Consider the following 24,124-nt stretch of genomic DNA (forward strand, 5'->3'; position numbering starts at 1 on the left):
AGTAGAGGGGGAGGAATAGTGAAAAGAAAAAATATTTATATATCAATGATAATAATTACCTATTTTTCTTTTTTGCTATATATTGGAGTGAAAATAATTTTCAATCCATACATTGGAGTAGAGGTTAAAAGAGAAGGGGCAACTTTAACTATTACGGATGTTTATAAAAATAGTTGGGGCAGTGAATATTTGAAAGTTAATGATAAAATAATTGAGGTATTCCCTTATTATGATGAATCTTCTGGGAATTTAGAAGGTGCGAAAAAAATAAAAGTTATAAAAAACCACAAAATTATAGAGTATGAAGTGAACTATAATCATTTGTTTAGCCAATTATTTTATCATTTAATTATTCCTTCAATTTTTATTGGGGTTTGTTTAATATATTGTTTTGTATTGTATCGAGATGAAAATTTTAATGAATTACATAGAAATATTATTTTTATTTGTTTAATGCTGTCAATTGGCTATTTTAGTGCTGGTGCTTCGGCGAGAGGAGATATACTATCAAGAGAAATAACAGGTTTATGTTTTAACATAATACCAGTTCTATTAGCCCATAATTTATATTACACTTTTTCATATTTGTTTATAAAAAAACATATTTATAAATTTTTCTATTTTGCTTATATACTATCATTTATTATTTGTATAACTGATTTGCTTGGTCATTCAGTAGATATAAGTAAAGTTACAACTGTAATAAGATTAGTTTTTTTTAGTTTAAGTAACTTATTATTATTTATTTTTATTATAAAAATATATTTTCAGGTGAAAGAGAAAAAAGATGGTCCGGTGCTAAGGATATTTTTATGTGGTCTTTGCATTTCCTTCTTACCGATTTTCATTTTATATGTTATTCCTAAAATATTGTTCGATAAATGTATAGTTCCTGCAGATACTGCTGCATCTTCTTTGATAATTTTACCAACAACATTGTTCTATTTAACTAAAAAAGAAATATATTTTGACGTGGATTATTTATTAAAGAAAATTAAACAGTACTCGTTATTTGCGCTGTTTCCTAGCGTTATTATTGTAATGCTTAGTACTAATATAGAAAATGAATTGAGTTATTTATTTTTATTTATTATTTGTTTACTAATATGCTTTAATATTATTTTCTTTTTAAGGGATAACTTAGAGGAAAAATTTAAAAAGCATTTTACTCATCAAAATAGTTTATATAATTTTATAAAAAAGACATCATATATTTATTCATTAGAAGATTTAGTAGATTGCATGAATCAGGAAATACAGGAAGTATTTAATGGTGTAGAGGTTACTTCTTTTAAATTAAGCATGAAGACAAAAATGTGTTGTAGCGAAGTTGCTTTAAACTGTAGTCATGTTGATTTATTGTTTCAAAAATTACTAAACAAAGGAAATGATATATACCAATTAAATAATGTTATTAATGTGGAGAATCAAGTATATTTAGTTTTAGGTGAAAATAAATCAATCTACACGATACTGCATTTAACGGAAAAGTTAAATAGCATTCAATTTAACCCTGAAGAAAAAAAGTGGATTGAAATGCTTATGTATTACGCGTGTATTGTGTTTGAAAACTTGAAGAAAATAGATGTACTTCTTTTAGAAATTAAACAATTAGAAAAAGATACTTCTAAATACCCTTATTGGGTTTCAAGGTTATTCTGTACCATTTCAGAAAAGGAACACATGAAATTAGCAAACGAGATACATGACAATATCTTACAAGATCAACTCTTGATTTATAGAGAGTTCGAGCAAATAACAACTACTTTAAAAGATGGACATGAAATTCCTATTGAAAAAATAGATGTTCTAAAAGAAAATTTATTAGATAATATTTATTTAATTAGAGAAACTTGTAATAATTTAAGACCTGCATTTTTGCAAGAAATTGGAATTAATGAGGCGTTGAAGAATTTAATTCAAAAAATTCAACTTCATGCTAATTTTGAGGTTATATATTACTTTGATGAGTTGCAAAATTTCTCTAATGAGGTAACTATAAATGTTTATAGAATTATACAGGAATTATTAAATAATGCTATAAAACATTCGTATGCAACTAAAGTAATAATAACGCTACAAATAAAGGATGGTAATTGTATTTTAAATTATAAAGATAATGGAGTGGGATTTAATTCTAGGTATACGGAAAACACCAGCTCAATTGGACTTTTTAGTATAAAAGAAAGAGTTCATGCGATGAAAGGAGATATCACTTTTACTTCAGTACCAAGTGAAGGATTAAGTGTAAATATTTCTTTTGTAGAAACAAATATTTGGTAGGAGTTGTAAACAAGGATTATGACTAAAGTAATAATTATTGATGATCATCCAGCTGTAGCGCAAGGAACTAAATATATTCTAGAACAAGAAGGTAATTTTAAAGTTGATATGACCTTTTCTAGTATAGAAGGATTAAAACTGATGGAAAGAAATAAATATGAAGTAGTAATTTTAGATTTACATATGCCTGAAATTAACGGTATAGATTTAGCAAAAATGATTTATAAGAAACATCAGGCTAAAATTATTATTTATACAGGATATAATATAGATAACTATTTTAATTTACTTGTAGAGTGTGGAGTAATTGGATTAGTTAGCAAAACTTCTTCTCCATCACAATTAGTTAATGCAATAAGGTGTGCAATTCGTGATGAAGCAGTGCTACCTGTTACTTTACTAAGGCAGTTACGTCGAACATCTTTAAAAGTATTAGACGATCAGTCTAATATAGATGTAACAGTTACTGAAGAGGAACAAGCTATCCTTATTGAAATAGATAAAGGATTGACTAATAAATCCATATCTCAAAAATTACATGTAAGTCAAAGGACTATAGAACATAGATTGACATTAATATTTCAAAAACTAAACGTCACATCTCGAATAAAGGCAGTAGCAAAAGCAAAAGAATTAGGATTAATTCCTGATAATAAGAATTTAAATGATTAAAGCTCTATTATTTTAATAGAGCTTTAATCATTTATAAATCAGAAAATTAAATTTTTTAAGATAATTTAGACCGCCAATAAAATGTGGTAATCCGCATTATGTTGGCGGTCTAAATTGTTTGTAAATTCTATATAATAAGAAATTGAAAGGAGGGCTTCATATTTATCTTATTGGTAGCGATATTATTGAAGTAGATAAAGTGAAAGAGTCTATTAATTATTTTGGAAAAAAATATTTACTAAAACTATATACTGATAAAGAGATAGATTATTGTATGAGATTTTATAATACATACGCTCAAAATTTTGCTGCTAGATTTGCTGTAAAGGAAGCAGTTATAAAAATACTTAATCCAAGTGATTATCACATTAGTTTCAGAGATATTGAGTTAGAAAAAAATAATGATGGTTCTTGTAATGTAAGACTTCATAATAATGCAAGGATTTTAGCTAAAAACAAAAATATTAATGATTTTTCTGTAAGTTTAAGTCATGAAGAAAAATATGCATTAGCTACTGTAATAGCTAGTGTTAAACGAGGAGATTAAAAAATGGAAGAGCAAATTAAAATGATTTTGAAAAAATATGGAAAATTAACAGTGGAAGTAGAAGAGTTAAATGAAAATAGTAATTTATATGAAGCTGGTTTGTCTTCTCATTCTAGTGTTAATGTCATGTTAGCATTAGAAACGGAATTTGATATAGAGTTTTCAGATGAACTACTAAGCAAAAAGATGTTTGCTAGTATTACGAATTTAAAAGAAGCTGTTCAAGCAGCCCAGAATTAATTAAAGGAGAGATACTAAAATGATTATTGAAGAACTATCAAAAAAAGATATTATTTTTTCTAACCTTAAAGAAATTGGGAAAGTTATGCAAGATAATGCTGATGATGTAGATAAGAAGGGAAGATTTCCTCATGAAGCAATAAATGCAATGAAAGAGTTTAAATTGATGGGGGCATATATTCCAGAAAATCTTGGTGGTCTTGGATGTAATATGAGGGAATTAGTTGAAATAGGTAAAGAACTTGGTAGATATTGTGCTGCATCAGCAATGATTTGGGCTATGCATCAAATTCAATTAGCTTGCTTAGTACATCATGGTATGCATATGGATTCCATCCGTGATTACCTAAAACGTGCTGCAGAAAACCAACATCTTATTGCATCTATTACTTCAGAAGTAGGTGTAGGAGGAGATATTGGTAGAAGTATTGCAGGTGTGGAGATCACAAATCAAATTGGGACTTTACATAAAAAAGCATCAGTGATTTCTTATGGGAAATATGCGGATTCTTACTTAACGACTGCAAAAAAATCTCTAGATGCTTCTGAAACAGATCAAGTTTTAGTGTTATTTGAGAGTAAAGATACAGTGGCAGAACAGACTACTGTATGGGATCCTATGGGAATGCGTGGAACATGTAGTCCAGGGTTTAATATTCAAGCTACCTTTCCTACAGACTATATCCTAGATACACCATTTAAGGATATTGCAGTCCAAAGTATGGTACCTGTAACTCATATCTTGTGGGCTTCAGTTTGGAGTGGTATGGCAAGAGATGCCGTGTCAAAAGCTCAAAAAGCTACTAAATACAAAATGAAACAAAATTTAAAAAATGGAATTCAGGGCACAGTGAATAGTCAATTAGTAGAAGTTGATAATAAGTTGACACTAATGATTAATAATTTGGATATTTGTACTGATAAATACAGTGGATTAATTAATGAGATTAATACAGATTCTCGAGGCTTATATGCATTAGATTTCACTTTACAACTTAATAATTTAAAAATGGTATCTTCAGAAATGGCTGTAGAGATTGTACAAAAATCAATGTATATCTGTGGAATTGTAGCTTATTTAAATAATACACCATATAGTCTAGGGAGAAGTTTTAGAGATATTATGTCATCGGTAGTTATGATTCATAATGATCGTTTATATGCAACAAATTCTTCATTACTTATGTTACAAAAATAAATTTAGATAGGGGAAATAGAAAATGGAAGCAGTACTTACAAAATCATTATTAGATGAAGTTATTGAAGCAGGACATTTTATTCCAACAGGTGTTAAAGGTGTTTATGGTAAAGGAAAAGATATGAATCAGTTACTAATTAATCTGGAAAAATATATTTCAGATATAGGTCGTACTTCTGATACAGAAATAATGATGTTCCCTCCAGTAATGAATAAATTGAATATAGAGAAAACTGAATATTTAAAATCTTTCCCGCATTTATTAGGGAGCGTTCATGCTTTCTTTGGAGATGAGGAAAATCATAAACAAATGTTAGATAAAATCAGTAATCAAGAGGATTGGACAACTGAATTTAAACATACTGATGTGGTTATGACACCAGCTGCATGTTATCCTGTTTATCCAAATCTATCTGGTGATTTACCTGAAAACGGAAGGGTTGTTGAGGTATCATCATTTTGTTATCGACATGAGCCATCTGATGAACCAACAAGGATGCAATCTTTTAAAATGATTGAGTTTGTAAAAGCAGGTACACCTGATGATGTGAAAACTTGGAGACAAGAATGGCTTGAAAAAGCTCAAGTGGTTTTATCTAATTTAGAATTAAACTATGAAGTAGAGATTGCGAACGATCCGTTTTTTGGAAATGGAGGTAGATTGCTTAAAATTAATCAAAATCAATTGGAACTGAAATATGAGATTGTTATACCTATAAATAGTTTTGAGAAACCTACTGCGGTTGTTTCTTCTAATTATCATCAAGATCATTTTGCTAAAAAGCATCAAATTTTCACAGAAACTGGAGAGGTAGCTCATACATCTTGTATTGGTTTTGGCTTAGAAAGGTTAGCTTTAGCGCTACTTAAAACACACGGTCTAAATGTATCTCAATGGCCTGAAAGTGTCAAAAAAGAGCTTGATTTATAAAGATGAGGGGGTGTTTTAACTGAAAAAGTATACACTAATTGGAACACTGGTATTAATACTCTCAGCCTTTTTGTCTTCAATTAATCAGGTTTTCTATGCAAAGTGGGTTCAAGATATAGATCCATTTGTATATAGCTTTTTAAGCTTTTCTATAACATTGCTATTTTTCTTAAGTTTAACTGTTCTTAAAAGTATTAAAGTTAAAAAATCTAATATTAAGTTAAATAATAAAAGAGCAGGTATGAATAGTATAGTCGTATTAAATATAATTACAGCGATAATATTTATATGTTTTTATTATGCGAACAAGTATATAGAACCGGCTATTGTAAGTGCAATTGAAATAGGGATTGGCCCTATAATAGCATTAGTTTTAAGTTTAATTATTCAAAAAATTAATATATTAAAATTCGATATTTATGTCTGTCTGGGTATATTGATAGGAACTTTAATTCTAGTTTGGGCTTCGTTAAGCGGTAAGTCAGGGATAGCAAGTGACGCTTCATTCACGTATAAAGGTTTATTGGCAACATTTACGGCTGGAATAGGTATGGTTTTAGCAACTATTTATTCTAAAAAGTTAAGTCAAGCTGGATGGAGTACATATGAAATTCTAGCTCACAGATTTTATATGTTAGTGCCTGTCACAATAGTTTTTGTTCTAAATAAAAAAGCTTCTTATATCCTTGATGTATTTCAAAGTAACTGGAATTGGATAATTGTATTTACATTTTTAGGTTTAATTATTCCATTATACCTAATTCAGGTAGGAATAAAATATTGTAATCCACTTTTTGTGTCGGTCACTCTAACACTCGGGCCAGTCTTTACTTTTGTTTTTCAATTGTTAGACCCAAGAGTTAAGTGGTCATGGATATCGCTATCTGGGATTGGATGCCTTTGTGTATTTGTAATAATCAAAATGTTCATTCAAAATGTGGGTTTAAATAAGGAAAAAACAAAAGGGGAGAAATTAAAGCATGCGTAATGATGATTATTGTGTCATTGTAGATGCCTATTCTACAGGGAATCAAATGGCAAAACATTTTAAAGAATATGGATTTGAGGTAATTCACGTACAAAGTTCAAAAATTATCTCTTCTGTTTTTGAACCTTCATTTAGAAGAAAAGAATTTGAAATTAATATTATTCATAATGGAAATCTAATAGAAACATTAGAACAAATTAAACAGTATAATCCTAAACATATTGTTCCTGGTGCTGAGACAGGGGTAGAACTAGCCAATGAACTGGCTAAGGAATTATATTTACTAAGGAATGATGATGATAAAGTACATGCTAGACGAAATAAATTCATAATGAATGAATTAATTAGGGAAGAAAAGCTTCCAGCGGTAGAACAGTTGAAAACTAACGATTCAGAAAAAGCTATCGATTGGGCTCTTGATCTTAATAAGTGGCCTGTTGTAGTTAAGCCTCTTCATAGTGCAGCTTCTGATGGAGTAGCCTTTTGTTACAATGAGAATGAATTAAAAGATGCTTTTAATAAAATTGTTAATATAGAGAACTCACTTGGAATATTAAATGATGAAGTTTTAGTTCAACGCTACCTTGAAGGGCCTCACTATGTAGTTAATGCTATGACACATGAAGGAAAACATTTTATAACAGATATATGGAGACATGATTTCTTTAAAGGAAATGGAACAACTGTCATTTATGACAAAATTCAACTGATGCCATATGATCGTAAACATTATTATGAGATGACTAAATATGTTGAGGATATTATTACTATTTTGGGAATTCAATATGGTCCAACTCACACGGAGGTTAGATTGACAAATGAAGGGCCTAGATTAGTTGAAGTGAATTGTAGAACTATGGGTCTCTCATTAAAAGAAGAAGTAATTTCAGATGCACTATCTTATAGCCATTCTTCATTAGCGGTTGATTGTTATGCTAATCCGAAAAAATTATTAGAAACGTTACAAAACCAAGAAAACTATTGTATTAAAAAGTATGTTTCTGTAGTATTTTTAAATTCGCAGCAAGAAGGAGTAATTGAAAGTATCGATGGAATAGACTTCGTCAAAGGATTATTATCTTTTGCAGATATACAATTAAGTAAGAATGTAGGAGATCATTTATACAAAACTACTAATGTAGAGACGCATCCTGGATTTGTTATATTAACTAGTACATCAAAAGAGCAAATCGAAAATGATTACCTTGAGCTACGTAGACTTGAAGAATCAGAAGGATTCTTTAAAACTAAAATGCTTGTCAAAAAATAAATACCTATATACAGCATGTTTTTAGTAAAAACATGCTGTATATAATTTCTATAAAAGAGGTTATATCTATGGGCGGATACTTTGAATTTTTAAGAAAGAAAGATGATGCAGAGTTTACGTTATTCTGCTTTCCTCATGCTGGAGGAACAAGTGAGTTATATAAGAATTGGGATGAAATTATAAACGAAAATTGCAATGTGTGTATACTAACTCTACCAGGAAGAGGGAGAATGGCTTTAGAAAAGCCGTTTCAAGATATAAGTAAGGTGTTAGAACAGCTGAGCCGAGATATTGAAAGCCTCTTAGAAAAACCATTTATCTTTTTTGGTCATAGTATGGGCGCATTAATAAGTTATGAATTAGCTAAATTATTACAGAAGAATTTTAAAAAACAACCAGATCATATATATGTATCAAGCTATCCCGCTCCTCATTTATTAAATGAAAATCTAATTAAAGATGAAATAAATGATGCAGAGTTAATAATAAAATTAAAAGAATTAAATGGAACACCAAAAGAAATATTAAGCCATAAAAGGTTTATAAAAATGTTACTTCCTATTATAAGGGCGGATTTTGCAGTTTTAAATTCTTATAACTTTAAAGAAGGGGTAATTCTTGATTGTCCAATAACAGCTATTATTGGTACTAATGACAATTTAAATATTGAACAGGCAAAAGAGTGGTTTAAACATACTACTAATATGTTTACTTTAAAAATTTATCATGGGGATCACTTCTATTTAAATGATCTTAGTATACAAAATGAGTTGGGTCAATTAATTGAAAAGGATTTCGCAAAATTATAAATAAAAATTTAATTTAGTTTACTAATTATTGAAACAGGGGGTATTTATGCGACAAGATGAGAATTTGCCACATTTACATCAAAGCTTAAAAGAGAGGCATATTACACTTATGTCTCTTGGTTCTACTATTGGAGTAGGATTATTTTTAGGTTCCGCATCTGCTATTAAATTAGCCGGTCCATCTATTTTATTTGCATATACTATAGCTGGATTTGCTATTTTTTTTATAATGAGAGCGTTAGGGGAAATGACTATTCATAGACCCATATCAGGATCTTTTGGCCAGTATGCATATGACTATTTAGGTCCACTAGTGGGATACCTAACTGGTTGGAATTATTGGTTTTTATGGGTTATAACCTGTATGGCTGAAATAACCGCTATTGGTGTATATATGCAATATTGGTTTCCAAATACACCACGTTGGTTATGGGCCCTATTGGCACTATTATTAATGAGTATTTGTAATTTTATGGCTGTAAAGCTTTATGGAGAATTAGAGTTTTGGTTTTCGCTTATAAAGATAGTGACTATTATTTTTATGATTGTTGTTGGGACAGGGATGATTTTATTTGGTATAGGTAATCAGGGGATTCCTACTGGAATTCATAATTTATGGGATCACGGCGGGATTTTCCCTAATGGTATAAAAGGGTTTTTACTTTCATTACAAATAGCATTATATGGATATTTAGGAATAGAGATGATTGGTCTAACAGTAGGAGAAGCCCAAAATCCTAAAAAGTCAATTTCAAAGGCAATAAATAATGTGTTTTGGAGAATTTTAATATTTTATGTAGGAGCTTTATTTGTAATAATGTCAATTTACCCATGGAATAGTATTGGAGATCAAGGAAGTCCATTTGTATTGACTTTTGAGCAAATAGGTATAGCTAAGGCAGCGGCTATAATAAATTTTGTAGTGGTAACAGCAGCACTTTCTTCATGTAATGGAGGGTTATTTAGTACAGGTCGAATGTTATTTACATTGGCAAGACAAGGTAAGGCACCTCGGGCATTTGGAGAATTAGGTAAAAATGGAGTTCCTATTAAATCGACGTTAGTAACATCCGCTGTTTTATTAATAGGAGTAGTCCTAAATTATTTGGTGCCAGGAAAAGTGTTTACTTGGTTAACTAGTATTGCTACATTTGCAGCGATTTGGACATGGATAATAATAATAATATCTCAGTTGCAATTTAGAAAAAAATTATCTAATACGGAAAAGAAAAAGTTATCATATAAAATTCCCTTTTTTCCGTATAGTTCCTATATGACTCTAATGTTTTTATTAGTTATTTTAGTAACTATGCTATATTCGGATGACAACCGCATAGCGTTAATCGTTGGTCCTATATGGATTTTAATGCTAACAGGAATCTATTATAAAAAGTTTAAAAAAGATAGCACGTTAAGTCATCGAAATCAACGAACCTCCTAAATTGATTTTTAAAAAATTTAAGGGGATGACTATTATTGTGGGATGGGCCACCATCCCAAGTAAGAAAATCTCGGAAATGTGCTTAATTATTAAAGAATGCAGATCTAATAGGTTAGCAGATGGTGGCTCATTTTAATTTAAAGTTAGTTAAAAAGAACTAGGGAAGGGTAAGAACTCTAGAAAGATTTTTAATTGCTTTTTTTAACTATGGTTTGTTTATTTTCAACAAAATAATATTATTAATAAATAAAAAAATTTTATACTTAGATTTACATTTTTTTATTTTGTCTGAAATTTTAAAGATAATTATATATTTATTAGAAAAAAATTAGGTTTAGGAGTGTTAATTATGCCAAAAAATACAGTAGAAGAAATTATGAAAGCAAGAAAAAGTGTGAAAAAATACGAAAAAGGAATAAAAATCCCTCAAGATCAAATAGAAGATATTTTAAAATTAGCTACTACTGCCCCTTCAGCTTGGAATTTGCAGCATTGGAGATATATAGTTATTTCGTCAGAAGATGGTAAGAATCGCTTATTACCAATTGCGTATAATCAAAATCAAGTAGTAGATTCATCTGTAACAATAGTAATTTTGGGAGACTTAGAAGCTAATAAATCTGCCTATGAAATATATAATCAAGCAGTTAAAGAGGGACATATGAATCAGCAAGTTTGTGAAACTTTAATCGATCAAATTGAAAGTGCCTATAAACATAATAAATCATTCGCAAGAGATGAAGCTATTTTAAATTCATCATTATTTGCAATGCAGATTATGCTGTCAGCGAAATCAAAAGGGTATGATACCTGTGCGATGGGGGGATTTAATAAAGCAGCGCTTATAAAAGAATTAAATATTTCAAGTCGCTTTGTACCAGTTATGTTATTGACAATTGGTAAGGCGGCAGCACCGGCTTATCCAAGTTCTCGTATTTCATTGGATAAATTGGCACTTAGAGAAGAATTGTAATAAAACAATAAGAAATGGAATGATGAATAGCTATGCGAGAAAAAAAGAGATTAGCAATAATTGGCTCGGGTGTTTCTGGTTTATGTACCTTTAATTATTTAATTAAGGAATTCAAACTTTTAAACGTAGACCTAAATATAACAATGTATGATAGGAACGCTATGATTGGGCCTGGAGTACCATATCAGGAAGATTATGATGTCTTATTATTAAATAGACATTCTCAACAAATGTCTGTGTTCAATGAAGAACCTGATGACTTTTGGCAGTGGTATAAAAAGAAACATGAAGTATATTTTTCTCTAGATGAATTCCTTCCAAGACGTTTTTTTGGACAATACCTTAATGAAACTTTTCATAAATCATTAAAAATAGCTAAAGATAAAAATATTTATGTAGATGTTAAGTTTGATGAGGTTGTTAATATACAAGCCATAAATGATGATAAATTTATTGTAACATCTTTGAAGGATAGAACAGAGTATGATTACGTGATATTGTGTCTAGGTCACACTAAATTATCTGATTATTACGAATTGGAAGGTAATGAAAAATTTATTTATGACCCTTATCCGTTAATAAAAACCTTAAATAATATAAATGATAAAGAGGACATAGGTATTTTAGGATCTAGTTTAACTAGCATTGATGTTAGTGTAGTTTTGAAAGAGAAAGGGCATCAGGGGAAAATCCATATGTTATCAAGAAATGGATTGCTTCCAGCTGTTAGAGGGAATATTCAGCCGTATAAATTAAACTTTTTTACTGAAGAAACTCTAAATGAGTTACTTTTAAAGAATAATAATGAAATTACACTTGAACAGATAATTAATATTCTAAGTAAAGAATGTCAGTATGTAGGTTTGAATTTGAATAATATGATATATAAAAGAAAACATAATCTAACACCTAGTCAAGCAATAGAAAGCGATATGAAAAATCTAAATGAGGTAGGTTTATGGCAATCGATTCTAATGACGGCAAATGATGTGATTAGTGAATATTGGTATTATCTAAATCCAAATGATAAGATGGTGTATTTGAAAAAATATGAACGCTTATTTATGAGTGAAAGGAATCCTATGCCTATATTAAATGCAAAGAAGATTTTAGAAATGCTAAATGAAAACAGGCTTGTGGTTAAAAAAGGAATAAAAGATATAAAAATTATAAATGATCAGTTTCAAGCTTATTTTAAAGATTCTGAAGAAAAATATGGATACATTGTTAATGCAGTGGGATCTACAAAATATTTACACAAATCTTGTAGAGATCAATTATTAGATCATTTAATAGAGTTTGGAACAGTAAAACTAAATAATTATGGTGGTATTGAAGTAGATTTTAAATCTGGAAGTATTATTAATGCAAATGGTAAGGTAAATAAGCAGCTAAAAGCTTTAGGGCATATTACTTGTGGAACTTATTATTTCACAAGTTCTGTTGAAATGATATCTAAGCAGGCAAAACTAATATCAAATGATATTTTAGAACATATGTCTAAAATCGCATTGGTGAGTGTATGAAATTGAATTTCAGAATGGTTAAGAATAAAAATAATTTACTTTTAATAACTTTAATTTGCTTAGTGTGTATACCTCAACTATCTATTAGTTTATATTTACCTTCATTACCTCATATGTCAAATGATTTTAATACTGGAAATGATTTAATGCAATTAACATTAAGTATATATATGGTTGGATATGCCATATCAACTTTAGCTTGTGGAATATTTTCTGATAGATATGGGAATAAACCAGTAATTACTTTTGGATTGTTCTTATATTTATTGGCAACAGTTATTTGTTTATATACCTCAAATATTTATGTTTTAATTTTGGGTAGATTTCTTCAAGCACTTGGAGGCGGTTGTGGTACGGTACTGGCTAGAGTTATTGCTAAAGAAAAGTTTAAAGATAAAGAACAATTGAATGTACTTACAAATTTATCGACGGCAATTGCAGTTACACCAGCAATTGCACCAGCGATTGGAAGCTTTATTCAGACGTATTTAAATTGGAGATATTGCTTTGTATTTTTATTAGTTCTTGTGTCTATCGTTTTAATTTTAACTTTATGCATTTTAGAGAAAGAAAAAAATGTACAAGGTAAAAAGAATATAAATTTAAAATCTATATTTAATAATTATAAATTATTACTAACACATAAAATATTTTTAGCTTATAGTGTTGCTATAGGACTTGCTTGGTGCGCATATTATACATTTATTCAATCATCTTCTTTTGTATTACAAGGATTCTTTCATGTTAGCCCAAAATCATATAGTTTAATGTATGCTTTGGTAATTATAGGATATATTATGGGGACCACTTTTACTAGAAGAAATGGGAGTAGGGTAGGCCTAAATAAAGTAATTATGTATGAAAGCTATATTGCCCTTTTTTCTTCAATATTAATGGTAATAGCCGTTTGGATTATTCCTTATAATCCATTTGGTATAATATTCCCGATGATGTTACTAATGATTGGTGTAGGAGGGATTTTTCCTGCATGTCAGGCTGCAGTAATGAAACCATTTAATGAAATTGTAGGGACCGCTTCAGGATTGTTTTTCTTTATACAAATGATATTTGGCTTCTGTTGTGGCCTTATACTTAGTGCTTTTAATATGACATCGCAGCTTCCAATGGTCTTAACTATTTTAGTTTGTTGTATTTTGTTAGTTGCAAGCTTTTACCAATTAATTTATAGGAATTTTAAAGAAATAAAACGTGCTTAATAGCATTCAATTTAATAAACCTTCAAAATAACTACTTAAAAACCAGTTATCTGAAGATAACTGGTTTTTATTTATATAGATCAAGATTTTAAAAAAGCTATTATTGTAGCTACACCGATGGTTGTTATAATTGTATTTCTTATAAGAGTATTTAGAAGTTACATCACTTACAGGTTATAGTAATAATCAAATTGTACTAAAAATTTAGTTAGTATGCAAAAAATGAGAAGAATGTTTGACACTCTTCTCATTTTCTGTGATTAGGGTCTGCATACTCACCAAATATGCAGTTGAGTAGATTGATGGATAAACAATCTACTCAACTATTATAACAAAATAATTAAAGCATTAGATATGCAATGTTACATATTTGGTGCTAATAAAGTTGATATTCATTCTTTTAGTTAGAAAGATGTTATTGCCTGAAGTAATTAAGAATATTAATTTAGAAATTGTTGAGGGAGTATTTCAACTGTATAACAACATTTATAAATTCTAATATCAGGTTGTATATTTATTACCTGTTGTGGTAGTTATAAGATTATTTTTAATAATAAAAATGAGAAGAATATTTATCATTCTTCTCACTTTTAGTAATTAAGGTTGCCTACATACATTTTCGTATGTGTGGATTCGATGAATGTAAGATCCACATAACTATTATAACAAAATGATTAAAGGTCTTCATATGCAATATTGCATATGAAAAGTAGATATAATAGCACGGTTTTTTTTTATGATTAGAATTATTATTGTATTCTTTCTGTTTTTATCTGTGAAATTATGAAGGGCTATGATGTTTCATTGTGGGTGAAAGAATACAAATCTTTCGTAAGTGAACCTAGTATTATTAATTTCTAGACACACATCTTTTTATGAAAATATAGAAGTGAATTTCAATAATTCTTATTTATCTTATAAGAATTATAAGGTATAATAAAATTAGGTGCAAAGATGCACTATTTGAAAAAGAGTTCAAGGCAAAAAGGAATCCGTAAAGGATTCCTTTTTTTGTTTTTTAGAAAATGAAACAAATTTGTAATTATCTCCTTTAATTCACTGGTTTTAAAGTTAGTTACTATATACTTTATTAAAAAGCCAGTACAACCATAATGTGAAGTCTCGATAATATTGAACTTGAATATACAATTGCGATTAATTATTATACTAGTCTGCCAAATAATCAATTTAAATCAGAACATTCAGAATTTAAGGGGGTTGCTTTTAAATTATATATTAATGAATTATGCCTCCTTAGATAAAACAAATCGAGTTCAGATAAACGAAGAACATAGAATACATAATTTTTAACTAGATTTATTGTTAACTAATTTATCCCCACCACCAAGCTCCGCCTCAATCTGCGAAGTCTTCGATGACTCATCCATACGCCAATACGTAATAAAGCTGATTGCGATACATCCAGCTACGTAGAAGTAGAATAGTGATTCCATTCCGATGCTCTTTAGCCATAAAGCGATGAACTCTGCAGTTCCGCCGAATATCGCAACTGTTAGAGCATATGGTAAACCTACGCCGAGTGCGCGAATTTCAGTTGGGAAGAGTTCTGCTTTTACAATTGCGTTAATTGATGTGTAACCAGTAACGATAATGAGGCCGACCATCATGAGTAAAAATGCTACGATTGGTTCTGTCGTTTTTTCCATGAAGAAGAAGATCGGCGCTGTTAGTAATGTTCCGAGAATACCGAATGCCATTAATAGTGGGCGGCGTCCAATTTTATCGGATAGTAGCCCTGCAATCGGTTGAAGTACGACGAAAATAAGTAGTGCGACAAAGTTAATCCAGCTTACAACTTCTTTCGGAAGACCGACTGTGTTTACCATGAACTTTTGTAAATATGTTGTGTACGTATAAAATGCAACAGTGCCTCCTAATGTTAGGCCGACTACTGTTAATACTGCTTTCGGGTGTTTCATAAGCGCGCGAACGGTTCCTGCGCTTTCGCGTTTTTGTGATTTTATGTTTGAAAACTGCTCCGATTCATCCATCGTACGGCGAAGCCATAATACAGCTACTGCGCCCATCGCTCCAATAATGAATGGAATACGCCATCCCCAAGCTTTCATATCTGGTTCGCTTAGTAATTGCTGAAGAACAATTTGAACGCCTAACGCAACCATCTGTCCCGCAACGAGCGTTACATATTGGAAGCTTGAATAAAAACCACGGCGACCACTACTAGCCATTTCAGATAAATACGTTGCGGAAGTTCCATACTCTCCGCCGAGTGATAATCCTTGCAGTAAACGAGCAAGAACTAAAATAATTGGTGCCATAATACCGATGCTTTCGTAACTCGGTGTACAGGCGATAATTAAAGAACCACCGGCCATAACCGTAATGGAAAGGGTTAATGCCGCCCGGCGTCCGTGCCGATCTGCATAGCGTCCCATTAATAAACTGCCGATAGGGCGCATTAAAAATCCAACTGCGAAAATAGCTGCTGTGTTCAGTAACTGACTCGTTGGATCGCCTTTAGGAAAGAACTCTGCTGAAAAATAAACAGCGAAAGCAGAGTAAACGTACCAGTCGTACCATTCAATTAAATTACCGACAGAACCTTTGAAAATATTGCCGGCGACTCGATTAGATTTTACTTGAGCCATACTAATTCCTCCTCTTGCTTATAAATAAAATGATAATTATGAAAGCGTGTTCATTGTAGTTGAATTGTACTGTCCTTTAAATGAAATCTCAATATTATGACAATTTTATTCTTTTTGTACTTTATGAACATGGAGAGTTTTTATAGTTGCTTCATTTTCAGTTTTGTCATAATAATAGAAAAAGGAGATTGATAGTTTTGAATATTTTATCAAAGGGTATGGGGTATGAAAAAATCACGCAAAGTGTCATTGCAAACGAAAATAGTAAGCTTAATTATCGCGTTAATTTTATTTGTTGTTCTCCTATTAGCGGGAATATTTGTTTACATTCAGTCCGTTGATACGAAGCGCCAAGTAGAACAGTTAGCACTGCAAACGGCTAAATCTCTTTCTTTTATGCCAGCGATAAAAGAGGCTTTTCAATATAACGAGCATAAAAGTACGATTCAATCTATTGCGGAACAAGTTCGTGAGCAAGCTGGTGCAGATTACGTCATTATAGAAGATCGCTTTGGGGTTATGTATTCCCATTCTAATTCGGATTTAATTGGCACAAAGAGTAACAATCCATATAACTATGAAGCACTCACTTTTGGTGGCTATTATACGCTTGAAGGAAATGGTGAAAGTGGTCCGGCTTTAATGGCGAAAGCTCCCATTATTGTTCATAACGGAGACTATGATCAAGTCGTAGGTGTTGTGACAGTAGAGTTTTTAATAAAAGGTATCGAATCTAACATATTAAGCAGAACGAAAGAAATTATCCTCTTTTCCTTAGCTGTATTACTAGCTGGAATTGTTGGTGGAATTCTTTTAGCGCGTAGCATTCGTAAAGATACACTCGGTTTAGAGCCGAATGAAATCGCAGCGCTATACCGGGAACGCAGCGCGATACTACTATCTATAAAAGAAGGGATTATCGCCATTGATCAAAATGGTTTTATTACGATGATGAACACATCGGCAGAAGAAATGCTACATGTAAATGGTTATTATATGCAGCAACACATTTCAAAAGTTTTACCGAATTTTAATATGGAAAGAGTGCTAGAAAACGATCAAGAAATCGCGTTTCAAGATAAAGTGTTTATTTTAAACATGACACCGATACTCGAAAATAATAGTACGGTAGGCGTTGTATGTAGTTTTAGAGATAAAACAGAACTGCAAAACTTAGTGAATACGATATCTGAGGTAAGAAAATATTCCGAGGACTTACGTGCTCAAACGCATGAATTTACAAATAAACTTTTCGTCTTATCAGGATTACTTCAGTTAGGACATTACAAAGAAGCGATTGAATTTATCCAGCAAGAATCTAATATTCATCAAAGCCAAAATCATATTTTATTCCATCAAATTCATGATGCAAAAGTACAAGCTATTTTATTAGGAAAACTCGGAACAGCGTCTGAGAAGAAAATTGATTTTCATATTGAAGGAGATAGTGCGCTTCATCCGTTACCAGACCATATAAAAGTTTCGCACCTTATTACGATTCTTGGCAACATAATCGATAATGCATTTGATGCGGTGAGCGAACGAGAGGAAAAGAGTGTTTCTTTCTTTGTTACGGATATTGGACACGATATTGTGTTTGAAGTGATAGATAGTGGAGTAGGGATACCAGTTGAAAAAATCACGACCATTTTTCAAAAAGGATTTTCAACGAAAGGAAATGATCATGGTTACGGACTAGCAAACGTGAAAGAAATGGTAGATCTGCTAGGGGGAACAATTGAAATTCAAAACGAGAAAAATGGGGGAGCTATTTTTACAATTTACCTTCCGAAAACATTGAAAGAAAGTACATGACAAACAGGGGGATGGACATATGTTGAAGGTTGCAATTGCAGAAGATGATTTCCGCGTCGCGCAAATTCAAGAGGAGTTTTTATTAAAAATAAAGGATGTAATAGTAATCGGAAAAGCATTGAACGCGAAAGAAACGATGGAACTACTACAAAAGGAAGAAATCGATTTACTTCTATTAGATAATTACTTACCAGATGGAATTGGAACTGACTTATTACCACAAATTCATGCTGACTTTCCAAGCGTTGACGTCATTATGGTAACGGCGGCGAATGAAAACCATATGCTAGAAAAAGCAATTCGAAACGGCGTAAGCAACTACCTTATAAAACCGGTCACGTTAGAAAAATTTGTTCGTACAATTGAAGACTATAAAAGAAAGAAGCAACTATTACATAGTAACAATGAAATAAATCAAGCACTCATCGATAACTTCTTCGGGACTTCGCAAACACAAGACATAAAAAACTTACCGACAGGTGTTGATCCGTTAACACTGCAAAAAGTGAAAGGAATTATAAAAGGATTCGAAGAGGGCATTACAATAGAAGAAATGGGAGAACAAATGGGGGCCTCCAGAACAACCGCAAGAAGATATTTAGAATACTTAGTAGCGACCGGCGAATGCACAGTAGAGTACACATACGGCATTATCGGACGACCAGAACGAAAATATCGAATAGGACGAGGACTATGAAAAAACGATTATTACTATGTATATGGATCATGACAGGAGTAATAGCTGGTTGTTCCTCGGAAAAATCTCAAACGAATACAGTAAACATAGAAGAAGTAGAAATCGTTGCGCCGAACGTTCCAAGAGCAGGATGGGACTTAACAGCACGGGCGATGCAAAAAACGCTGACAGAAGAAAAAATCTTCACAAAACCAATCACAGTCACAAACAAAGTAGGAGGCAGTGGTGACGTCGGATGGAAATATACGAAACAAAAAGGCGGTCACGTACTGGCGATTAACTCAAGCTTACTCATAACGAACAACCTACTAGGCCACAGTAAACTAACATATAAAGACTTCACACCACTCGCAACGCTAGCATCGGACTGGGAAGTCGTTGTCGTATCAAAAGACTCTAGCGTAGAAACCGCAAACCAACTAATGAAACAACTAAAACAAAACAAGAAAAACTTCAAAATCGGTGTTGCCCCAGGCCTAGGAAACGACGATCACCTATCCTTCGTACAAGTTAGCAAAGCATTCGGCATAAACCCTGCCGAACTACAATTCTTCGTCTACGAAAACAAAGAAAAAATCATAAACGCCCTAACGAACAAACAAATAGGCGCCGCAACCATGACCCTATCCGAAGCCGAAAAACAATACAAAGCCGGCAAAATAAAAATACTAGCCGTATCCGCACCAAAACGGATAGACCGACTACCACAAATCCCAACATGGAAAGAACAAGGAATCGACGTCATATTCCAGCACTGGAAAGGAATCATGGGCCCGAAAGATATGACGGAGGAAGAGGTTGCTTATTGGGATGGTGTTATTAAGAGGATGGTGGAGAGTGATAGTTGGAAGGGGATTTTGAGGGAGCGGGGTTGGGATTCTTATTATAAGGATAGTGGGGAGACGAGGGGGTTTTTGGAGGAGAGTGATTTTAGGTACGAGGAAATGGTGAAAAAAGAGGCTTAAAAGGGAAGTGTTCAATCAGGCTTTATTTTTGTAGTTACTTCTATATAATATAAAAGAGATGAGAGTGTTAGGCTAATTACATTAAAAGGGCTAGATAGGGACAGATAAAATCTAGCTTACTGATTAAAAATATATTAGTCGTTAAAAGATATAAAAGGCATTTTTCAGTCTATAAAGTGTGGAAACATAAAGTATAGAGTTTCTGTGAGATTTAAGGAGGAAATAATGAAGAAAAATATTTATGTTGTTGGAGCGGTAATTGTCCAAGATGAGAAAATTTTATGTGCACAAAGAGGGCCATCTAAATCGCTACCTCTTATGTGGGAATTTCCAGGTGGGAAAATAGAAGAGGGGGAAACACCTCAAGAGGCGTTAAAGCGTGAAATTGATGAAGAAATGCATTGTAGCGTGCAGATTGGTGAGCAAATTGATTATACAGCCTATGAGTATGATTTTGGTATTGTTCATTTGAAAACTTTTTATTGTAAGCTTGTTGAAGGAAGTCCGGTTCTAACTGAGCACGTAGCAATTAAATGGTTATATCCGAATGAACTAGCAGCTTTAGAGTGGGCACCTGCGGATATCCCGACTATTGAGAAATTATCAAAAGAATCGATTGTAAAGTAATTTGAAAAAAACTATTCGTTTTATACGGATAGTTTTTTATATTTGTAATAAATTTGCACTTTAAATCAGTGAGTAATACAATTAATATAAAAAATTGTCATAAATGGTGATCATATGGAGAATTTCATTCAAAAATTAGAGGGGTCTTTATATAAAGGGTTTATTGATCAAAAACATAATCATCCTGGAATATATAAGCCGAAATTATTAGTAAACAATACGAAAAAAAATGAAAATGTTTTAAGCTCATTATTGGAGGAGCTAGAAAATAGTACATCTTTTATTTTCTCAGTAGCTTTTATTACAGAAAGTGGGCTAGCGACTTTAAAATCACATTTCCTTGATCTTAAACAAAAAGGGGTTAAAGGACGTATATTAACATCTACATTCTTAAACTTTAATACACCAAAAGTGTTTAGAGAGTTAATGAAACTTGAAAATGTAGAAGTAAGATCAACAAATTTATCTGGTTTTCATTCAAAGGGATACATATTTGATAACAAAACACATTGTTCATTAATTGTCGGTAGTTCAAATCTGACTGCACATGCTTTGAAGGTAAACTATGAATGGAACGTTAAGTTAACATCGCATGAAGATGGAGAGATTGTACAGCATTTTAAAAACCAATTTGAAGAAGTTTGGGAGCATTCTCAAGTATTAACCGAAGAGTTGATTGCAAATTACGAAACAATATATGAGCAAGCTGCAGAAAATAAGTTACTAGATCGAGTTATAGAATTACCTGGTCAATATCATAATTCAATTGAAGAAGCTTTGAAAATTAACCCAAATAAAATGCAACAAGCTGCGTTACAAGAAATACAAGCTATTCGAGACGCTGGAAAAGAAAAAGGCTTAGTTATCTCTGCAACAGGAACGGGGAAGACATATCTTTCAGCATTTGATGTCAGAAATTTTGCACCTAAACGGATGCTATTTATTGTTCACCGAGAGCAAATATTAAATAAAGCGAAATCAGATTTTCAAAAAGTTCTTGGTGGAATAGATGAGGACTTTGGAATTTTATCAGGGTCAAATAAACAAATAAATGCTAAATATTTATTTGCGACGATCCAAACTATTTCAAAAGAGGACACTTTACACCAATTTGATCCTGAGCTATTCGATTATATTTTAATAGATGAAGTTCATAAAGCTGGTGCTAGTTCTTATCATAGGGTTATTGATTATTTTAAACCGAAATTTTTAATGGGAATGACTGCTACACCTGAACGTACAGACAACTTTAATATTTATGAGCTATTTGATTACAATATTGCTTATGAAATTCGTTTGCAAGAAGCACTTGAAGAAGATATGCTTTGTCCTTTTCATTATTTTGGAGTTACTGATTTTGAATATAATGGTGAAAAGATAGATGACACTACAGTTTTATCTAAACTTGTTACAGAAGAACGAGTGGATCATATAGTTGAAAAAGTAAAATATTATGGTTTTTCTGGTGAGAAAGTAACAGGACTAATGTTTTGCAGCCGAAAAGATGAAGCAGAACAATTATCACACGCCTTAAATAATAGAGGTTTTCGCACATTTGCATTAACAGGAGATCATTCCCAAGAGGAAAGAGAATTGCGCGTGAATCAATTAGAAAATGGCATACTTGATTATATTTTAACGGTAGATATATTTAATGAAGGAATTGATATTCCGAGTGTGAATCAAGTTGTTATGTTAAGACAAACTCAATCAAGTATTATCTTTATACAGCAACTGGGGCGTGGACTTCGGAAACATGATTCGAAAGATTTTGTTACGATTATTGATTTCATTGGAAACTATAAAAACAACTATTTAATTCCAATTGCCCTTTCAGGAGATAGATCACAAAATAAAGATAATATACGCAGATATACAAATGACACGAGTTATATTAAAGGTATTTCAACAGTTAACTTTGAGGAGATAGCGAAAAAACAAATCTTTAAAGCTATTAATAATAGTAATTTAACAGCAATGAAATTATTAAAGGAAGCGTTTGGTGAGTTGAAAAATAGAATAGGAAGAATTCCATATTTATATGACTTTATAGTAAACCATTCTATTGATCCAGTTGTACTTGTAGATGGATATTCGAACTATTATCAGTTCCTATTGAAAATGAAAGAAGATGTGCCTACATTAACAGAGTACGAAAACAAAGTTTTAACAATGCTTTCATTGGAAGTATTAAATGGAAAACGTAAAAACGAAATCGTTTTGTTAGACTTATTATTAAAGAAAGAAAAAGTTGATAAGGATGAGTATGTAAAACAACTTGAACAATCTAATTGCTTAACAGATGATGAAACGATTACTTCAGTACAACGAATTTTTGAATTAGAGTTTTTCTCACAAAACAGTCAAAAGAAATATGGAGAAAAGCCAATTCTCTCTTTACAAAACAATAAGATATATATGTTTAATGATTCTATTCGAAAAAGCTTAGAACAAAATGAATACTTTAAGTATATGGTTATGGACATCGTTAGAAGTTCGAAGGAAAAGGGCAAAAACTATGAGTGTGATAGTAACCTTACTGTATATAAAAAATACTCAAGAAAAGATGTGTGTAAACTTTTAAATTGGCATAATGATGAGAGCTCAACTATGTATGGTTATAAGACAAAATATTATACTTGTCCAATATTTATCACATACCATAAAAATGATGAGGTAGAATCCAGTGTGGACTACGGTGATGAATTCCTTAATCAAGATGTTCTTAAATGGTATACAAGAAGTAATAGAACATTAAAATCGAAGGAAGTTCAAACAATTATTGACGCTAAAGAAAATAATATTGATGTTCATATTTTTGTGAAAAAAGATGATGACGAGGGGAGCGAATTTTACTATTTAGGAAAAGCGAGACCTGATAAAGCAAGTGTAGAACAAACTGAAATGCAAGATAAAAATGGAAAAGAACTACCGGTTGTTACGATGAATATGATTATGGAGAAATCGGTTGATAATAAGCTTTATGATTATTTAAAGGATAGTAATGTTTTGTAGGTATATTAAATTTTTAATATCTTTATGTTTCTAAAATTATTAAGCGAATATAGATGGGGCTGTATCAAAATGACATCGGAGTATGCTTTTGATATGGTCTTTTTTATTGGAATTTAATATGTTTTTTATTAGATTTGTGGATTCATTTAATTGGTTTAAGCAGAATGTGGAGATGGGTCTTTCTAATCGAAGTAACCGATAACTAACCCCTCCGAAGCCCCTTACAAGCCCCTACCAAGTAATAAATCACTAAGAAAAAACATAACAAAAACAAAAACAC

Annotated in this window: 19 protein-coding genes; 18 read left to right on the forward strand and 1 reads right to left on the reverse strand. The window is 31.4% G+C overall.

The features are described from left to right. Positions 1 to 18: 18 nt before the first annotated feature. From ACTFN4_RS20435 to ACTFN4_RS20495, 13 genes are all read left to right on the forward strand, one after another. The gene (locus ACTFN4_RS20435) at positions 19 to 2,283 is read left to right on the forward strand and encodes a sensor histidine kinase (protein WP_238143393.1); all 2,265 of its coding nucleotides are present in this window, start codon (positions 19 to 21) and stop codon (positions 2,281 to 2,283) included. A gap of 18 nt (positions 2,284 to 2,301) precedes the next feature. Next, entirely contained in the window at positions 2,302 to 2,955 is a 654-nt protein-coding gene (locus ACTFN4_RS20440; protein ID WP_000169852.1) for a response regulator transcription factor, read from the forward strand. A gap of 142 nt (positions 2,956 to 3,097) precedes the next feature. Beyond that, positions 3,098 to 3,502, forward strand: a complete 405-nt coding sequence (gene acpS, locus ACTFN4_RS20445; protein WP_000675803.1) for a holo-ACP synthase — start codon at positions 3,098 to 3,100, stop codon at positions 3,500 to 3,502. Positions 3,503 to 3,505: 3 nt separating this feature from the next. Further along, a complete protein-coding gene (locus ACTFN4_RS20450) occupies positions 3,506 to 3,742 on the forward strand; it encodes an acyl carrier protein (protein WP_000392448.1) in 237 nt (78 codons plus the stop codon). 19 nt (positions 3,743 to 3,761) lie between these two features. Then, positions 3,762 to 4,940 (forward strand): acyl-CoA dehydrogenase family protein, encoded by a 1,179-nt coding sequence (locus ACTFN4_RS20455; protein ID WP_078421633.1) that lies wholly within the window; start codon positions 3,762 to 3,764, stop codon positions 4,938 to 4,940. A 22-nt stretch (positions 4,941 to 4,962) separates the two neighbouring features. Next, entirely contained in the window at positions 4,963 to 5,871 is a 909-nt protein-coding gene (locus ACTFN4_RS20460) for an amino acid--[acyl-carrier-protein] ligase (protein WP_000388570.1), read from the forward strand. Between the two features lie 46 nt (positions 5,872 to 5,917). Further along, complete coding sequence (locus ACTFN4_RS20465) at positions 5,918 to 6,859, forward strand: DMT family transporter (protein WP_076876257.1); 942 nt, start codon at positions 5,918 to 5,920, stop codon at positions 6,857 to 6,859. Then, positions 6,852 to 8,129, forward strand: coding sequence for an ATP-grasp domain-containing protein (locus tag ACTFN4_RS20470; RefSeq protein ID WP_001243216.1), 1,278 nt, complete (start codon positions 6,852 to 6,854; stop codon positions 8,127 to 8,129). The genes ACTFN4_RS20465 and ACTFN4_RS20470 overlap by 8 nt, the downstream gene beginning before the upstream one ends. A gap of 68 nt (positions 8,130 to 8,197) precedes the next feature. Next, on the forward strand, positions 8,198 to 8,938 hold the full coding sequence (locus ACTFN4_RS20475) for a thioesterase II family protein (protein WP_000509653.1): 741 nt from the start codon (positions 8,198 to 8,200) through the stop codon (positions 8,936 to 8,938). Positions 8,939 to 8,984: 46 nt separating this feature from the next. Next, positions 8,985 to 10,379, forward strand: coding sequence for an amino acid permease (locus tag ACTFN4_RS20480; protein WP_001248298.1), 1,395 nt, complete (start codon positions 8,985 to 8,987; stop codon positions 10,377 to 10,379). Positions 10,380 to 10,728: 349 nt separating this feature from the next. Next, positions 10,729 to 11,352 carry a nitroreductase family protein gene (locus tag ACTFN4_RS20485; protein ID WP_001125700.1) on the forward strand — a complete coding sequence of 208 codons (624 nt, stop codon included), beginning with the start codon at positions 10,729 to 10,731 and terminating at the stop codon, positions 11,350 to 11,352. A 32-nt stretch (positions 11,353 to 11,384) separates the two neighbouring features. Continuing rightward, positions 11,385 to 12,878 carry an FAD/NAD(P)-binding protein gene (locus ACTFN4_RS20490; protein WP_439962714.1) on the forward strand — a complete coding sequence of 498 codons (1,494 nt, stop codon included), beginning with the start codon at positions 11,385 to 11,387 and terminating at the stop codon, positions 12,876 to 12,878. Further along, a complete protein-coding gene (locus ACTFN4_RS20495) occupies positions 12,875 to 14,095 on the forward strand; it encodes a multidrug effflux MFS transporter (RefSeq protein WP_000772962.1) in 1,221 nt (406 codons plus the stop codon). The genes ACTFN4_RS20490 and ACTFN4_RS20495 overlap by 4 nt, the downstream gene beginning before the upstream one ends. A 1,307-nt stretch (positions 14,096 to 15,402) precedes the next feature. Here ACTFN4_RS20495 and ACTFN4_RS20500 read toward each other — a convergent pair. After that, a complete protein-coding gene (locus ACTFN4_RS20500; RefSeq protein ID WP_000079866.1) occupies positions 15,403 to 16,725 on the reverse strand; it encodes an MFS transporter in 1,323 nt (440 codons plus the stop codon). A gap of 225 nt (positions 16,726 to 16,950) precedes the next feature. Between ACTFN4_RS20500 and ACTFN4_RS20505 the strand changes: the two genes are divergently transcribed. The 5 genes from ACTFN4_RS20505 (at position 16,951) to ACTFN4_RS20525 (ending at position 23,844) form a co-directional block, all read left to right on the forward strand. Next, on the forward strand, positions 16,951 to 18,540 hold the full coding sequence (locus ACTFN4_RS20505; RefSeq protein ID WP_439962715.1) for an ATP-binding protein: 1,590 nt from the start codon (positions 16,951 to 16,953) through the stop codon (positions 18,538 to 18,540). A 19-nt stretch (positions 18,541 to 18,559) separates the two neighbouring features. Then, complete coding sequence (locus ACTFN4_RS20510; RefSeq protein WP_439962717.1) at positions 18,560 to 19,237, forward strand: response regulator; 678 nt, start codon at positions 18,560 to 18,562, stop codon at positions 19,235 to 19,237. Next, on the forward strand, positions 19,234 to 20,202 hold the full coding sequence (locus ACTFN4_RS20515; protein WP_439962718.1) for a tripartite tricarboxylate transporter substrate binding protein: 969 nt from the start codon (positions 19,234 to 19,236) through the stop codon (positions 20,200 to 20,202). Before ACTFN4_RS20510 ends, ACTFN4_RS20515 begins: the two co-directional genes overlap by 4 nt. A gap of 225 nt (positions 20,203 to 20,427) precedes the next feature. Further along, positions 20,428 to 20,829 (forward strand): (deoxy)nucleoside triphosphate pyrophosphohydrolase, encoded by a 402-nt coding sequence (locus ACTFN4_RS20520; RefSeq protein WP_000739608.1) that lies wholly within the window; start codon positions 20,428 to 20,430, stop codon positions 20,827 to 20,829. 114 nt (positions 20,830 to 20,943) lie between these two features. Continuing rightward, complete coding sequence (locus ACTFN4_RS20525; RefSeq protein WP_000427033.1) at positions 20,944 to 23,844, forward strand: DUF3427 domain-containing protein; 2,901 nt, start codon at positions 20,944 to 20,946, stop codon at positions 23,842 to 23,844. The last annotated feature ends 280 nt before the right edge of the window (positions 23,845 to 24,124 follow it).

Source organism: Bacillus cereus group sp. MYBK95-2 (assembly GCF_051915225.1).
Taxonomy (GTDB): Bacteria; Bacillota; Bacilli; order Bacillales; family Bacillaceae_G; genus Bacillus_A; species Bacillus_A cereus.

Excerpts from the sequence above, each read along its gene's own strand:
- ACTFN4_RS20440 (WP_000169852.1), top strand. The coding sequence starts at position 2,302 with ATGACTAAAGTAATAATTATTGATGATCATCCAGCTGTAGCGCAAGGA.
- ACTFN4_RS20450 (WP_000392448.1), top strand. The coding sequence starts at position 3,506 with ATGGAAGAGCAAATTAAAATGATTTTGAAAAAATATGGAAAATTAACA.
- ACTFN4_RS20455 (WP_078421633.1), top strand. The coding sequence starts at position 3,762 with ATGATTATTGAAGAACTATCAAAAAAAGATATTATTTTTTCTAACCTT.
- ACTFN4_RS20460 (WP_000388570.1), top strand. The coding sequence starts at position 4,963 with ATGGAAGCAGTACTTACAAAATCATTATTAGATGAAGTTATTGAAGCA.
- ACTFN4_RS20470 (WP_001243216.1), top strand. The coding sequence starts at position 6,852 with ATGCGTAATGATGATTATTGTGTCATTGTAGATGCCTATTCTACAGGG.
- ACTFN4_RS20475 (WP_000509653.1), top strand. The coding sequence starts at position 8,198 with ATGGGCGGATACTTTGAATTTTTAAGAAAGAAAGATGATGCAGAGTTT.
- ACTFN4_RS20480 (WP_001248298.1), top strand. The coding sequence starts at position 8,985 with ATGCGACAAGATGAGAATTTGCCACATTTACATCAAAGCTTAAAAGAG.
- ACTFN4_RS20485 (WP_001125700.1), top strand. The coding sequence starts at position 10,729 with ATGCCAAAAAATACAGTAGAAGAAATTATGAAAGCAAGAAAAAGTGTG.
- ACTFN4_RS20490 (WP_439962714.1), top strand. The coding sequence starts at position 11,385 with ATGCGAGAAAAAAAGAGATTAGCAATAATTGGCTCGGGTGTTTCTGGT.
- ACTFN4_RS20495 (WP_000772962.1), top strand. The coding sequence starts at position 12,875 with ATGAAATTGAATTTCAGAATGGTTAAGAATAAAAATAATTTACTTTTA.
- ACTFN4_RS20500 (WP_000079866.1), bottom strand. The coding sequence starts at position 16,725 with ATGGCTCAAGTAAAATCTAATCGAGTCGCCGGCAATATTTTCAAAGGT.
- ACTFN4_RS20505 (WP_439962715.1), top strand. The coding sequence starts at position 16,951 with ATGAAAAAATCACGCAAAGTGTCATTGCAAACGAAAATAGTAAGCTTA.
- ACTFN4_RS20510 (WP_439962717.1), top strand. The coding sequence starts at position 18,560 with ATGTTGAAGGTTGCAATTGCAGAAGATGATTTCCGCGTCGCGCAAATT.
- ACTFN4_RS20515 (WP_439962718.1), top strand. The coding sequence starts at position 19,234 with ATGAAAAAACGATTATTACTATGTATATGGATCATGACAGGAGTAATA.
- ACTFN4_RS20520 (WP_000739608.1), top strand. The coding sequence starts at position 20,428 with ATGAAGAAAAATATTTATGTTGTTGGAGCGGTAATTGTCCAAGATGAG.
- ACTFN4_RS20525 (WP_000427033.1), top strand. The coding sequence starts at position 20,944 with ATGGAGAATTTCATTCAAAAATTAGAGGGGTCTTTATATAAAGGGTTT.